Below are 14,091 nucleotides of genomic sequence, written 5' to 3'. Positions count from 1 at the left end.
TGGGTGGTTCGCGGCGAGGATTCTTCAGATACTAAACAAAGAAAGTCAACGGCCTGGGATGCTTTACTGGTCGGCACTTGTCGATGCAGAAGTTCGTCGTTCGACGGAGGAATGCGGTGAGCGGACCGGCGCGGACGACCCACGCCAGCACCAGGGCGGCCGTGCTGGACCTGATCCGCGCCGCCGGCATGATCAGCCGGGTCGGCCTGGTCAACGCCAGCGGCCTGACCGGCGGCACGATCTCCACGGTCGTGCGCGGGCTGATCGACGAGGGCCTCGTCGCCGAGACCGGGCACGCCGAATCCACCGGTGGCAAGCGCCGGGTCATGTTGCAGCTCAACCACTTCGCGCGCTACGCCGTCGGAGTGCACCTGGACGACGCACGGATCACCTACGTGCTGACCAATCTCGGCGGAGCGGTCGTGGCGCGCATCTCGCGCGCCGGTTCTGGGCCGGACGAAGCCGTCGTCGCCAAGATGGCTCGCGAGGTGGCCGCGCTGATCGACAGCGTTGGTGTCGAACGCGATCGAATCCTCGGCCTGGGTCTGGTCGCGGCACGTCCGTCGGCGCTCGACGAGTTCGGTGCGGCTTTGGCACGGGCGACGGGTCTGCCGGTGGTGCTGGACAACGACGCGACCGCGGCGGCGATCGGCGAGCACTGGTCCGGTGGGGTCGGCGCCACGTCGACGTTCGCCGCGCTGCACATGGGCACCGGCCTCGGTGCCGGGGTGGTGCTCGGCGGCACGACGCACCGGGGACCGAGCGGGCACGCCGGCGAGATCGGCCACACGTGCCTCGACCTCGACGGGCCGCGATGTTCTTGTGGGGCAAGGGGATGCCTGGAGGTGCTGGCAGGTCCCGGCGCTGTGGTGGCGCAGGCGCGAGCCGACCGCGCGCTGTCCCGCGCGGCCGGTCTGGTGGGCGGCCGCACGCGTGTTGCCACCCCGGTCGCGGCGGACTTCGCGGCGATCAGCCGGGCCGCCCGGCGGGGCAACGCGCGGGCGCTGGCGTTGCTCGAGCGGTCCGCCCGGTACCTCGCGGTGGCGGCCCGCTCGCTGGCCAACGTGCTGGACCTCGAGGTCCTCGTCCTGACCGGCCCGAGCTTCGCGATCGCGGGCTCGGTCTACCTGCCGGTCCTGCGCGCGGAGCTGGAGGGCGCGGTCGGCGCCCATCCGGTCTCCGTGCGGTTGTCGCCCTCGGCCGCGTCGGCGTCGGCGATCGGTGCCGCCGCGATCGTGCTGCAGTCCGAGCTCGTGCCGCGGCAGCAGGGACTGCAGCTGCCGGACGACCTGGCGGCCGACGAGCCACCGGTGTTCGTCCGCTGAGCGGGTTCAGGGGCACACGTTCGACGTGCTGTTGTTGAGCCTGATGTTGCGGAAGGTCGTGTTGGTGCCACAAGGGCTTTCGCGCACCGACGAGTTGTTGACCGTCAGGTTCTGCACGGTGATGTCGCTGTTGTTCGGGAACTCCGAGCGCGCGGCCAGCCGGATCTCGCCGCCGCCGGTGACGGTGCCGCTCTGCGCGGCGAGGTTCACGTGGTGGCAGTTCTCGATCAGCACTGAGTTGTTGCCGGTGTTCGCGATGTCGACCCGGTCGATGACCAGCCCGCCGCTCTCCGAGACGCAGAACACGCCACGGCCGCCGCCACGTGCCCGCACGGTGCCGACCCGGACGTTGGCCGGGTAGCCGTTGCCGATGCGGCCGTTGCGGTTGGCCGTCCGGAACGCCGCGTAGCCGGTGCCCGCGCCGGCGTTCTCCGCGTCCACCGTGCCGACCGTGGCGTTGATGGTGTCGTTGAGCAACAACCCGGACTCGCCGACGCTGCGGGCGGTCACCGTGCCGATCGTGAGGCCGTCCACGCCGTACGTCTCGACGGCGTGACTGCCCGCACCGGAGACGAACACGTTGTCGATCCTGATGTTCCGGCTGCGCACGCTGGTGTTGCCGCGGTTGTCGATGCGCACGCCGAGGCCGCCGGAGAGCCGCATGTCGATCTGGCCGAGCACGAGGTTGTCGACGTTGCGCATGAAGATCCCGTACAGCGGGCGGCCGGTGACGCTGAGGTAGCGCACCTCGACGTCGCGGGTGCCCCTGGAGTAGATCGGGGCCTGGTCGCCGGAACCGGAGCCGGTCACGTTGATCGTGCCGCAGACGTCGATGCCGGTGTAGCTGGGCAACGAGATCCGCGAGCCGGCGCTCATCGAACCGTTGCCGCGCACCAGCACCCACTGCTTGGACGTGCGTCCCGCGGCGAGGCTGTTCACCGCGGCCTGGACGGCGGCGCGCAGGTCACCGCCGGTGTAGACGGTCCGGCCGCCGTTGCGGGCCGTCCACGTGCTGCCGCTCAGCACGGCCTCGGCGTTGAACGCCCGGTCGCCGCAAGCCATGATCCGCGGTTCCGCCGCAGCCGGTGTCAGACTGCCGAGCACTGCCGCCGCGGCCACGAGAGCACCTGTGCGCCACCTGGTCGAGAGCATGAAATCCCCCCTGGAGGGTGGGGTGAAAAGCACTGTCCTCGTCCGGACGTTATCGCTAGCGTTCCTCGCAGGAAAAGCAATCGAAGCGATTCGATTCGAATTCGAGCGGCGAGAGCGGTCGAATGAAATTCAGCAACGGGTACTGGCTGCTGCGCGACGGAGTGCAGGCGGCGCATCCGGTCGAGGTCTACGACATCACCCAGGCGGCGGGGGAGTTGGTGGTGCACGCGCCGACCCGCCCGATCCGCCACCGCGGCGACCTGTTGCAGGGCCCGGTGGCGACGGTCCGGCTCTCCTCACCGATGCCGGACGTGATCGGCGTGCGGCTCACGCACTTCGAGGGAGAACGCCGCAGACAGCCGGAGTTCGGGCTGGCCACCGCGGAACCGCAGGTGCGGCTGACCGACGAGACCCTGACGTCCGGCGCGCTGGAGGTGAAGGTCAGCCGGGAGTGGAAGATCGAGTTCGCGGTCGACGGCACGGTGTTGACGTCGAGCACGGCCAAGGGCATGGGCTTCATGACGTTGGAGGGCAAGCACTACGTCCGTGACCAGCTCGCCCTCGGCGTCGGTGATGTCGTGTACGGGCTCGGCGAGCGCTTCGGGCCGTTGGTGCGCAACGGACAGACGGTCGACATCTGGAACGCGGACGGCGGCACGAGCAGCGAGCAGGCGTACAAGAACGTGCCGTTCTACCTGACCAACGCGGGCTACGGCGTGTTCGTCAACCATCCTGGCCACGTCTCGTTCGAGGTCGCCTCGGAGAAGGTGTCCTGCGTGCAGTTCAGCGTCGAGGGCCAGTCGCTGGAGTACTTCGTGATCTACGGCCCGAGCCCGAAGGAGATCCTGCGCAAGTACACGTTGCTTACTGGCCGGCCGCCGATGCCGCCGCCGTGGTCGTTCGGCCTGTGGCTGTCCACGTCCTTCACGACGTCGTACGACGAGCAGACGGTGTCCGGCTTCATCGACGGCATGATCGAGCGCGACCTGCCGTTGAGCGTGTTCCACTTCGACTGCTTCTGGATGCGCGAGTACAACTGGTGCGACTTCGAGTGGGACCCGCGCACCTTCCCGGACCCGGTCGGCATGCTGGACCGGTTGAAGGCGCGCGACCTGCGGATCTCAGTCTGGATCAACCCCTATGTGGGGCAACGGTCTCCGCTGTTCGCCGAGGGGGTCGAGGGCGGCTATCTGCTGAAGCGGCCGAACGGCGACGTGTGGCAGTGGGACCTCTGGCAACCGGGCATGGCGCTGGTGGACTTCACGAACCCGGCCGCCCGCGAGTGGTATGCGTCCAAATTGGACGCTTTGCTCGACCAGGGCGTGGACTGCTTCAAGACCGACTTCGGCGAACGGATCCCCACCGACGTCGTGTACTTCGACGGTTCCGATCCCGAGCGGATGCACAACTACTACGCGTACCTCTACAACCAGACTGTCTTCGAGGTGCTGCGCAAACGCCGTGGTGACGGTGAGGCCGTGGTGTTCGCCCGTGCCGCCACTGCCGGTTCGCAGCAGTTCCCGGTGCACTGGGGCGGCGACTGCGAGTCGACCTACGAGGCCATGGCCGAGAGCCTGCGTGGCGGGCTCTCCCTGGGACTCTCGGGTTTCGGGTTCTGGAGCCACGACATCGGCGGCTTCGAGGGCACGCCGGATCCGGCGTTGTTCAAGCGGTGGATCGCGTTCGGCCTGCTGTCGTCGCACAGCCGCCTGCACGGCAGCAGGTCGTACCGGGTGCCGTGGCTGTTCGACGAGGAGGCCGTCGACGTGCTGCGGGTGTTCGCGAAGCTCAAGGCGCGGTTGATGCCGTACCTGCACCACGCCGCGCGGCAGGCCGCGACCGAGGGCATTCCGATGATGCGGGCGATGGCGCTGGAGTTCCCGGACGATCCGGCGTGCACGCACCTCGAACGCCAGTACATGCTCGGTGACAGTCTGCTGGTGGCGCCGGTGTTCTCGGACAGCGGCGAGGTGTCGTTCTACGTGCCGGAGGGCATGTGGACCGACTTCTTCACCGGCGCCGAGGTGCCCGGTGGCCGGTGGACAACGATGACATGCGACTTCCGCACCGTGCCGTTGCTGGTCCGGCCGAACACCGTGCTCCCGCTCGGTGCTGTCGACGACCGGCCGGACTACGACTACGCGGAAGGCGTGACGTTGCGGGTTTGCCAGCTCGACGACGGTTCTTCGGTCACCACCGAGGTCGGCGGTGCCACGTTCCACACCCGCCGCAGCGGCGACCGGATCGAGGTTCAGGTCGAGTCGCCGCCGTCGGCGTGGCAGGTTCAGCTGCCTGGTGGGGAGCCGGTGCCCGGTTCAGCTCACCTGAGGTAGCCGGCGAGGGGGATTCGCTGGTCGCGCAGTGCTTTCGCGACCACGCCGGCGATCTGCCTCGCCCCGGCCGCTTCGAAGTGGGTGTGGTCGTTGCAGAAGAAGGCGCCGACCGGGCCCTTGGTGTAGTCACCGTCGTTGGGGCACAGCCTGAGCGTGTTGTAGAGCGTGTAGCTCAGCTTGTGCAGGTCGATGACGGTGACGCCACCGGCCCGGCCCGCGTCGAAGGTTTCGGTGAGGAAGCCGCGGGTGCCGACGGCCGTGTTGCCGCTGCACCTGATCGCCGAGACGGGCGTCAGGAAGATCGGGGTGACGCCGCGGTCCTTGGCGGCCTTGGTCATCAGGGCGAGCAGTTCCTTGTACCGGGCGCTGCCGACGTGCCGGGGGCAGTTGCGGTCGCCGTCGTTGATCCCGAACTGGATCATCAGGTAGTCGCCGGCCTTCATCCCGTTGGCAGGGTCGAGCATGGTGAGCCAGCGCTGGTGGAACGTCTTCGGGCTCACCACGCACTCGCCCGCCGCGTCCTTGGTGCTCTGCACGTTGGACTCGTACAGCCAGGTCTGGATGCTCCGGCCCGCCACGGCGTTGTTCACCACGGTGACGTCGTCTTTGAACAGTGAGTCGAACTCGGTGCCCCAGCCGACCGGGCAGCTGGTCCTGGGGTTGGCCATCGTCGAGTCGCCGGCGAGCCAGACCTTCACGCTCGCGGCACTGGCGGACGCTGCTGCTGCCGGGACGCAGTCGGGTTGATCCGCCGACGCCGGGGCGGCTGTGAAAGGCAGGACCAGCGAGACCACGAGCACAGCGCAACCCTGGAAACGTTTGAATCGCCGCATGCGTTGAGGCTAAACAGAATTTGTCGATTCCGGCAATTGTGTCGAATCGACTTCGAACTCGTTGACGAGTCCAAGGCATCGTGCCAGTTTTCGTTTCATGTCACGGTTGTTCGTTGCTGCGCTTGTTGCCACTCTCGTCGGTGTCCCCGCAGCAGCGGCGGCGCCTGGTGCCCTGGACCGCGCGCACACGGCGGGACGGGTCACGAAACAGGTCCAGTACACCTGGCCCGGCGTTTATTTCGAGGGCCGGTTCCGCGGCACCAGCGTCGGGATCTCGCTCAACGACGCGACGAACTACTACGACGTCCAGATCGACGGGCGCACCGTTTCGACGTTGGTCAAACCCGGCCGCACCACGCATTGGGTGCGTGGATTGAGCAACGGCGAGCACCGCGTCCGGCTGGTCAAGCGGTCCGAAAGCCCTTGGGCGGCAGGAGAGTTCGACGGGTTCGTCGGCGCCGTGCTGACCAAGCCTGCTGCGCGGACGCGGCAGATCGAGTTCATCGGCGACTCGCTGACCGCGGGCTACGGCAACCTGTCGACCACGCGTGACTGCTCGACCAACGGCGGCATCGACCGCAACTCCAACGCGGACCTCACCTTCGGCGCGCTCACCTCGCGGGCGTTGAACGCCGACTACCAGATCAACGCCATCTCCGGCCGCGGCATGGTGCGCAACTACGGCGGCGGCGACCCCGGTGTCAGCTACCGGAACTTCTACGACCGGGCGGTGCTCAACGTCGACGGCGACGTGTGGCAGAACCCCGGTTCCTGGCGGCCGCAACTGATCGTGGTCGGGCTGGGCACCAACGACTTCTCCACCGCGCTCAAGCCCGGCGAGCAGTGGCCCACGCCCGAGCGTCTCGTGGCCGCGTACAAGTCGGCTTACCAGGGGTTTCTCGACAAGCTGCGGGCCCGCTACGGCTCCGGCCCGACGATCGTCGTGAGCGTGCCGGAGGCCACGGGGACGTTCGCCGACGCGGCTCGGCAGGTCGTGCAGGAGAGGGGTGACAGCCGGGTCCGGTACTGGAACTACGCTGACCCCGCGATCGACCGGCTGGGCTGCGACTGGCACTTCTCGCAGCGCGACCACCGGCTGATCTCCGGACTGCTGACCGAGTACATCGCGAGATTGGGGCTGGTATGGTGACGAGGACCCGTCTGGCGGTGCTGGTTGTCGCCGCGTTGGCGCTGGTGAGCGCAGGTGTCGCGGTGTGGGGCAGTGGGGACGTGACCGGCCGCGCAGTCGCTGCGGCGGTCACCACGACCACGACCACGACCACGACGACCACCACGACCGCGTCTTCAACGCCGGTGCCGCAGTCGTCCGCGCCACCGTCGTCCTCCTCTGCACCGCCGGCGCAAGTTGCCGCGTCGCTGGCCAGCAAGATCAAGCCCGGCGCCACCCGGAACGCGCCTGCCACGCACTACGCCTCCGACGGTGGCGGCGCGTGTTCGTACGACCCCGGCCCCGACCCGTTGACGGTCGCGATGAACTGGTCGGACTACGAGGACTCGAAGGCTTGCGGCGCGTACATCCTGGTGCGGGCCAACGGGAAGAGCATCACCGTGCGGGTCACCAACCTGTGCCCGGCGCCGTGCCGGGTCGGACAGCTGGACCTGAGCCGGGAGGCGTTCGCGCGGCTGGCAGACCCGAAGGTGGGAGAGATCCCGGTGACCTGGTCGCTGGTGAGCCCGCCGCTGGAGAAGAAGATCTCCATTCGCTACAAGACCGGGTCGTCCCAGTGGTGGTGCGGGATCCAGGCGATCGACCACCGCAACCCGGTGGCACGGCTGGAGGTCCAGGCCGGTGGGCAGTGGAAGGAGTTGCGCCGCATGGAGTACAACTACTTCCTCTCCGAGAACGGTGCCGGGTGTGGTGGCGCCATCGCGATCACCGACATCTACGGCGAGCGCCTGGTCGTGAACGCCCTGCCGGTCAAGCCCGACGTCGTCCAGGCCACGAACCTGCAGTTCGCCGCTCGCTAAGTTCCTGGGAACGCTCCCACATCCATTCGGGTGGACGGCTCTGCGCGTTCCGGCCGCCGGAACGGTCTACCGCGCTGAGAAACAGTCCACTGTGGGTCTTCTTGCGGCTGTCTTTCGTTCTGCGTCTTCGAGTTCGCCGCTTGGATGCTGAGGTCTGGCGCTCACCGACCGTGCCGATCAAGGCATCGACGGTCGTTCGACGAAACCTTTCGGCGTTGCTGATCCCGGCATAGAGTGTGGCGCCAGTCTGGGAGCGCTCCCAGAATGAGGAGGCAGGATGCGCAACAAAGGAGTTGCCGCCGGCATCGCGGCGGCCACGCTCGCGGCAACAGCGGTGGTCGTACTGGGCAATGCCCACGCGGCCGCGTCACCGTTCTACGTCGATCCGAACACCGGCGCGGCCAAGTGGGTCGCGGCAAATCCCGGCGACTCGCGGACGCCCATGATCCGCGACCGGATCGCGAACGTGCCGCAGGCACGGTGGTTCACCACCACCAACACCAGCACGGTGCGAGGCGAGGTCGACGCCTTCGTGGGCGCTGCGGCGGCTGCCGGAAAGATCCCGATCCTGGTGGTCTACAACGTTCCGAATCGTGACTGCGGCGGGGCGAGCGGCGGCGGCGCGCCCAGCCACAGCGCGTACCGGGCGTGGGTGGACCAGGTGGCGGCGGGCCTGGCGGGACGACCGGCGACCATCGTGCTGGAACCGGACGTGCTGCCGTTGATGACGAACTGCCAGAACGCCGGTCAGCAGGCCGAGACCAGGGCGTCGATGGCGTACGCGGGCAAGAAGCTGAAGTCCGGTTCGGGGCAGGCGAAGGTCTACTTCGACATCGGGCACTCGGCGTGGCTCTCACCGGCCGAGGCGGCGTCGCGGTTGCGCGCGGCGGACATCTCGAACAGCGCCGACGGCATCTCCACCAACGTGTCCAACTACCGCTGGACGTCCGACGAGGTGGCGTTCGCCAAGGCGGTGCTGGGGTCGCTCGGCGACTCCCGGCTGCGCGCGGTGATCGACACCAGCCGCAACGGCAACGGTCCCGCGGGCAGCGAGTGGTGCGACCCGCCCGGCCGGGCGATCGGCACGCCCAGCACCGACCAGACCGGCGACGGCCAGATCGCCGCGTTCCTGTGGGTCAAGCTGCCGGGCGAGGCCGACGGCTGCATCGCCGGGGCCGGCCAGTTCGTGCCGCAGCGGGCGTACGAACTGGCGAGCGCTGGGCGTCCACCGACAACGACCACGACCACTCCGCCGCCCGTGGGTGGGTGCAGGGCCACGCACAAGGTCACGAGCACGTGGTCCGGCGGCTACGGCGCGGAGATCGTCATCGAGAACCGGGCGGCGCCGATCAACGGCTGGAAGTTCAGCTTCTCCGCGCCCGGTGTGACGGTGAGCCAGGGCTGGAACGGGACGTGGAACGACCAGGGTGACGTCATCGAGGTCGGGAACGCGGCCTGGAACGGCTCGCTCGGCACCGGCGGGACCGCCACCATCGGCTACAACGCGACCTATGGCGGCGGCACCCCGCCGTTCCTCTCACCGGCGTTGAACGGAGTCGTCTGCGGTTAGCAACCGATTCGGTTCGTCGCGAGTGCGATGTCGTCCATCCAGAGGTCGTACGCGCCGTCGTTCGGCTGGTAGAGCTGCCAGCCGAACTTGACGGTGTGGAAGCGCGGGAACACGAAGTCGACCTGGTTCCCGCCGTGGTTGCGCGTCGACACGGTCAGATCCGGCTGCGGGACGCCGTCGAACCAGAGTTCGACACGGTTGTCGGCGGCGTCCATCCGCCACTCGACGCACTGCCACACGTCCTCGCGGGACGGTGCCGACTCGCGCCAGTTCGTCCAGTCGCCGGTCGGTCCGCCGTCGGCGCCGACGCCCCAGAACGCACCGTCCACAGTGGGCGCGTACTGACCACCCAGTGGCCGCACGATCTCCGGACCCTGGCCGGTGGCCTCGATCAGGGTGTAGTGGGCCCAGTCGGGCTTGCGCGGGAACGCGTCGACCTTGACGCGCACCCGTCCGTAGAAGCTGTTGCCCGGCGGGGCGAAGTCCTCGACGCGGAGGAACGCGCGGCCGTTGCGTTCGGTGTGCGCGTGCAGGACCCGTTGGCCGCGCGGGGCTTTCTCCACGGTGAGGGTGCCGTGGCTGGTGTCCACGCCCCAGCGGAGGCTCGTCGCGCCGCCGAGCGGGACCTTCTGGAAGTCCTCGCAGAACAGCACGCCCGGGCGTGCGCAGGAAGGGGCCGCGACGGCTGGTGCGGCCGCGGTCGTGAGTTGGAGTGCCAGGAGCACGGAGAGCGCTTTCCACATTGGCATGCTTGAAGATTAGGAGATCTCCCGAGGCGGGGGAACCGCCTGTCGTCGGTGTGCCGGGCGGCTGGGTTGCGCGGTGGCATAGGCTGCCGGGATGGCGGGCCCGCGGAAGCGTTCTGCGTTGATCGCCCGGCTGGTGAGCGACCAGCCGGGCGGTTCGCAGGCTGCCATCCTCGACGAGCTGCGCCGGTGCTTGCTGGACGGCGACGTGCCGCCCGGCACCCCGATCCCGCTGGACGAGGTCGCGCAGGTGTTCGGGGTGAGCCGCATCCCGGTGCGCGAGGCGTTGAAGACCCTGATCGGCGAAGGGCTGGTGGAGCACCAGCCCAACCTGGGCTATCACGTCGCCCGGCTGACGACCCGCGAGCTGCACGAGTTGTACGTGGTGCGCGAGGTGCTGGAGGTGGCGGCGCTGACGGCGGCCGTTGCCTCGGCCACGGAACAGGACGACCTGGAGGCGACGGCCACGCACGAGGCGCTCGGCGAGGCCATCGCGGCGCAGGACGTGCGGGGCTACCACCGCAACAGCAGGCGGTTCCACCTGGCGCTCGTCCGGCCGTGCGGGATGCACCGGCTGCTGGCCATGCTGGAGTCGGCGTGGAACACCACCGAGCCGGTGCAGCCCATGGCGCACGTGTCGGACGGCGCCAAGGCCGAGATGCACCACGACCACGAGGAGATGCTCGCCGCGTTCCTCGCGCGGGACGTGGAGAGGCTGGTCACGGCGGCAAAGGCGCACCACGGCCGGCTGCGGGCATCGTTGGCCGAGCTGCCTCGTCACACTGGGTTGTTCGTCGACTCCGAATAATCATGTGCCGCGACAGCCTTCACCGCGTCTTCCGCCGCTCAGCAGGGCGCCTCGCGGCACCGGTCCCGCGCCCCATATGCGCGATATGAGGGCGCGGGGCCAGCACCACGATGCGCCCGTCTGACCGTCGGAACACGGGGCAAAGGCCGGCGGTCACGGCACATCGCGGCGAAGATATACGGTTCGCGTCATAGGGGCGTAACAAGACCGGACCAGGCTGCTCGCACCACATCCCAGGCCACGAGGAGTCGGTGATGACCGAGACCGCCGCCCGTCCGGCAGCCGCCACCACACCACAGTACGACCCGCGCCTCACCAACGAGGACCTGGCGCCCCTCAAGAAGCAGACCTGGGGCTCCTACAACATCTTCGCGTTCTGGATGTCCGATGTGCACAGTGTCGGCGGGTACGTCACCGCGGGCAGTCTGTTCATGCTCGGCCTGTCCAGCTGGCAGGTGCTACTCGCGCTGCTCATCGGCATCGGCATCGTGCAGGTGTTCTGCAACCTGGTGGCGAAGCCGAGCCAGGTGACGGGGGTGCCGTACCCGGTCATCTGCCGGGCGTCGTTCGGCGTGCTGGGCGCGAACGTGCCGGCGATCATCCGCGGGCTCATCGCGGTGGCATGGTACGGGATTCAGACCTACCTGGCGTCCGCGGCGCTGAACGTGGTGCTGCTCAAGCTCTTCCCGGCGTTGATGCCGTACGCGGACGTACAGCAGTACGGGTTCCTCGGGCTGCCGTTGCTCGGCTGGGCCTCGTTCACCCTGCTGTGGTTCGTGCAGGCGGCGGTGTTCTGGACCGGCATGGAGACGATCCGCCGGTTCATCGACTTCTGCGGTCCGGCCGTGTACGTGGTGATGTTCGTGCTCACCGGTTATCTGATCTACCGGGCCGGCTGGGGCGCGATCGACCTGAGCCTCGGCGAGGTCCGCCACACCGGACTGGCCTCGATCCCCGTGATGCTCGGCGCGATCGCTCTTGTCGTGTCGTACTTCTCCGGCCCGATGCTGAACTTCGGCGACTTCTCCCGCTACGGCAAGTCGTTCGCGGCGGTGAAGCGGGGCAACCTGCTCGGCCTGCCGGTGAACTTCCTGGTGTTCTCGGTGCTGGTGGTCGTGACGACGTCGCTGACTCTGCCGGTGTTCGGCGAGCTCATCACCGACCCGGTCGAGACGGTCGCCCGTATCGACAGCACGCTCGCCATCGTGCTGGGCGCGTTGACGTTCACCATCGCGACGATCGGGATCAACATCGTGGCGAACTTCATCTCGCCCGCGTTCGACTTCTCCAACGTCAGCCCGCAGAAGATCAGCTGGCGTGCGGGCGGCATGATCGCGGCCGTCGGGTCGGTGCTCATCACGCCGTGGAACCTCTACAACAGCCCCGAGGTCATCCACTACACGCTGGAGGTGCTCGGCGCGTTCATCGGCCCGCTGTTCGGCGTGCTGATCGCGGACTACTACCTGGTGCGCAAGCAGAAGGTGGTGGTGGACGACCTGTTCACCATGTCGCCCGACGGCGCCTACCACTACCGCAAGGGCTACAACCCGAAGGCCATCGCCGCGACGGCCGCCGGCGCGATCATCGCGGTGGCGCCGGTGCTGGTGTCCGCGCTCGCGCCCGCCGCGCAGTACAGCTGGTTCATCGGCATGATCGTGGGCCTCGTGGTGTACACGCTCGCGTCGAGGGGCTCTCGTTGATCATCAAGGTCGTGAACCCCAACACCAGCCTGGAGATGACAGCGCTGGTGGAACGGTCGGCCAAGGCCGTCGCGGCACCCGGCACGACCGTGCAGGCGGTGAGTCCGGCGATGGGGCCTCAGTCGATCGAGAGCCACTACGACGAGGCGCTCAGCGTGCCGGGGTTGCTGGCGGAGATCCGGGCCGGTGAAGAGTCCGGTGTGGACGGTTATGTGGTGGCGTGCTTCGGCGATCCAGGGCTCGACGCCGCGCGCGAGGTGGCGCGCGGCCCGGTCGTGGGCATGGCGGAGGCCGCCATGCGCACCGCCGCGTACCTGGGCCGGGGGTTCACCGTGGTGACCACGCTGTCCCGCACCCGCGGCCGGACGTGGGAGCTCGTCGAACGCTACGGGATGCGTGACCTGTGCCGGGGTGTCCACGCCTCGGACATCCCGGTGCTCGAGCTGGAGGGCGACGCGCTGGACGTCGTCACCGCCGCCTGCGCCCGTGCCGTGGAGGAGGACGAGGCGGACGCGGTGGTGCTCGGCTGCGCGGGCATGACGGACTGGGCGGCGCCGATCGCGGCGAAGATCGGCGTGCCCGTCGTCGACGGCGTCCAGGCCGCCGTGCTCACGGTGCAGTCGCTGGTCGAGATGGGGTTGCGCACCGGCAAACGCGACGAGTTCGCCACCCCGCTGCCGAAGCAGTACACGGGGTTGTTGCGCGACTTCGGTTACTGAGTGGGCCAGACGATCGCGTTGGGCGGAATCGGGGCGTTGAGCTGCCGGAACGATCCGGACGGCAACACGCCCTGGTTCCGCAGCGCGCTGGCGACGAGCCGTGCCACCTCGATCGCGCCGGACGCCTGGAAGTGCGTGTTGTCCTCCACGCCGTTGGGGTAGTTCGGGTGCTGCCCGGCGTTGAGGTGCAGGAAGTACTTCTTCGTGCCCTCGACGCCGGCCCGGTTGAAGAGCGCCGTGCTGGACGCCGTGAGATCGACCAGCGGCACGCGTTTGGCCGCCGCGAGCTCCCGCATCGCCGCCGGGTACGCGTCGTGAGTCGGCGTGATGGTGCCTGAACTGGAGAAGCGGCGCCGTTCCACCGACGTGACCAGCACCGGCTTTGCGCCCTTGGCTCGGCTCTTGTCGATGTACTGGGACAAATAGGACTTGTAGGTCGTCGACGGCTCGGTGTAGCGCGCCGGGTCCTCCTTCTTCTCGTCGTTGTGCCCGAACGAGATCAGCAGGTGGTCGCCGCGCTTGAGCCTGGCCAGGACGCCGTCGAGACGGCCCAGGTCGACGAAGCTCTTGGAACTGGCACCGGACAGGGCCGCGTTGACCGCCACCGCCCTGGAGGTCAGGAACACCGGCAGCGCCTGCCCCCAGCCGGCTCGGGGAGCCAGCGCGGACGTGTAGGTGGACGCGGTGGAGTCGCCCGCGACGAAGACCTGGACCGGGGGCGCCGCCGAAGCGCTCGTCCCCGTGACGGCCAAAGCGGCCGCGGCGGCCAAAGCAGCCACTCTGCTGTTCATCGGACCTCGCTCTTGCGCAGGGTTCGGGTAAGCGCTTTCCTGATAGCGAGTATGGCGTTTCGGGCGCGGAAATCGCGACAGGGCGGTGAGTTTTGACTATTCGACGGTCGAATCGATGGTCGAAC

General features: G+C 68.5%; 12 protein-coding genes. 8 read left to right on the top strand and 4 right to left on the bottom strand.

Annotated elements, in window-relative coordinates:
- Positions 1–116: 116 nt before the first annotated feature.
- A complete protein-coding gene (locus DI276_RS00425) occupies positions 117–1,325 on the top strand; it encodes an ROK family protein (RefSeq protein WP_112261232.1) in 1,209 nt (402 codons plus the stop codon).
- A gap of 6 nt (positions 1,326–1,331) precedes the next feature.
- On the opposite strand, the gene DI276_RS00420 is transcribed toward DI276_RS00425, so the two are convergent.
- Complete coding sequence (locus DI276_RS00420) at positions 1,332–2,477, bottom strand: hypothetical protein (RefSeq protein ID WP_112261231.1); 1,146 nt, start codon at positions 2,475–2,477, stop codon at positions 1,332–1,334.
- Positions 2,478–2,599: 122 nt separating this feature from the next.
- Between DI276_RS00420 and yicI the strand changes: the two genes are divergently transcribed.
- Positions 2,600–4,810, top strand: a complete 2,211-nt coding sequence (gene yicI / locus DI276_RS00415; RefSeq protein WP_112261230.1) for an alpha-xylosidase — start codon at positions 2,600–2,602, stop codon at positions 4,808–4,810.
- On the opposite strand, the gene DI276_RS51740 is transcribed toward yicI, so the two are convergent.
- Entirely contained in the window at positions 4,798–5,643 is an 846-nt protein-coding gene (locus tag DI276_RS51740; RefSeq protein ID WP_232836348.1) for an SGNH/GDSL hydrolase family protein, read from the bottom strand. The two genes, yicI and DI276_RS51740, sit on opposite strands and share 13 nt — an antisense overlap.
- Before the next feature lie 97 nt (positions 5,644–5,740).
- On the opposite strand from DI276_RS51740, the gene DI276_RS00405 reads away from it, so the two are divergent.
- From DI276_RS00405 to DI276_RS00395, 3 genes are all read left to right on the top strand, one after another.
- Positions 5,741–6,793 carry an SGNH/GDSL hydrolase family protein gene (locus DI276_RS00405; protein ID WP_112261229.1) on the top strand — a complete coding sequence of 351 codons (1,053 nt, stop codon included), beginning with the start codon at positions 5,741–5,743 and terminating at the stop codon, positions 6,791–6,793.
- Complete coding sequence (locus DI276_RS00400; RefSeq protein WP_112261228.1) at positions 6,787–7,632, top strand: expansin EXLX1 family cellulose-binding protein; 846 nt, start codon at positions 6,787–6,789, stop codon at positions 7,630–7,632. Before DI276_RS00405 ends, DI276_RS00400 begins: the two co-directional genes overlap by 7 nt.
- A gap of 277 nt (positions 7,633–7,909) precedes the next feature.
- On the top strand, positions 7,910–9,202 hold the full coding sequence (locus tag DI276_RS00395; protein WP_112261227.1) for a glycoside hydrolase family 6 protein: 1,293 nt from the start codon (positions 7,910–7,912) through the stop codon (positions 9,200–9,202).
- On the opposite strand, the gene DI276_RS00390 is transcribed toward DI276_RS00395, so the two are convergent.
- Positions 9,199–9,951, bottom strand: a complete 753-nt coding sequence (locus DI276_RS00390; protein ID WP_198680379.1) for a hypothetical protein — start codon at positions 9,949–9,951, stop codon at positions 9,199–9,201. The two genes, DI276_RS00395 and DI276_RS00390, sit on opposite strands and share 4 nt — an antisense overlap.
- Before the next feature lie 91 nt (positions 9,952–10,042).
- On the opposite strand from DI276_RS00390, the gene DI276_RS00385 reads away from it, so the two are divergent.
- The 3 genes from DI276_RS00385 to DI276_RS00375 all read left to right on the top strand — a co-directional run bounded on the left by DI276_RS00385 (position 10,043) and on the right by DI276_RS00375 (position 13,175).
- Positions 10,043–10,756, top strand: a complete 714-nt coding sequence (locus DI276_RS00385; RefSeq protein ID WP_112261225.1) for a GntR family transcriptional regulator — start codon at positions 10,043–10,045, stop codon at positions 10,754–10,756.
- Between the two features lie 254 nt (positions 10,757–11,010).
- Positions 11,011–12,456, top strand: a complete 1,446-nt coding sequence (locus tag DI276_RS00380) for an NCS1 family nucleobase:cation symporter-1 (protein WP_112261224.1) — start codon at positions 11,011–11,013, stop codon at positions 12,454–12,456.
- Complete coding sequence (locus tag DI276_RS00375; protein ID WP_112261223.1) at positions 12,453–13,175, top strand: aspartate/glutamate racemase family protein; 723 nt, start codon at positions 12,453–12,455, stop codon at positions 13,173–13,175. The genes DI276_RS00380 and DI276_RS00375 overlap by 4 nt, the downstream gene beginning before the upstream one ends.
- Here the strand turns inward: DI276_RS00375 and DI276_RS00370 are convergent.
- Positions 13,169–13,966 carry a rhamnogalacturonan acetylesterase gene (locus tag DI276_RS00370; protein WP_112261222.1) on the bottom strand — a complete coding sequence of 266 codons (798 nt, stop codon included), beginning with the start codon at positions 13,964–13,966 and terminating at the stop codon, positions 13,169–13,171. The genes DI276_RS00375 and DI276_RS00370 overlap by 7 nt on opposite strands.
- Positions 13,967–14,091 lie beyond the last annotated feature (125 nt).

Source organism: Lentzea terrae, assembly GCF_003265345.1.
Taxonomy (GTDB): domain Bacteria; phylum Actinomycetota; class Actinomycetes; order Mycobacteriales; family Pseudonocardiaceae; genus Lentzea; species Lentzea terrae.
The sequence above is the reverse complement of the archived record's forward strand: the minus strand, read 5'-3'. Positions and strand labels throughout refer to the sequence as shown.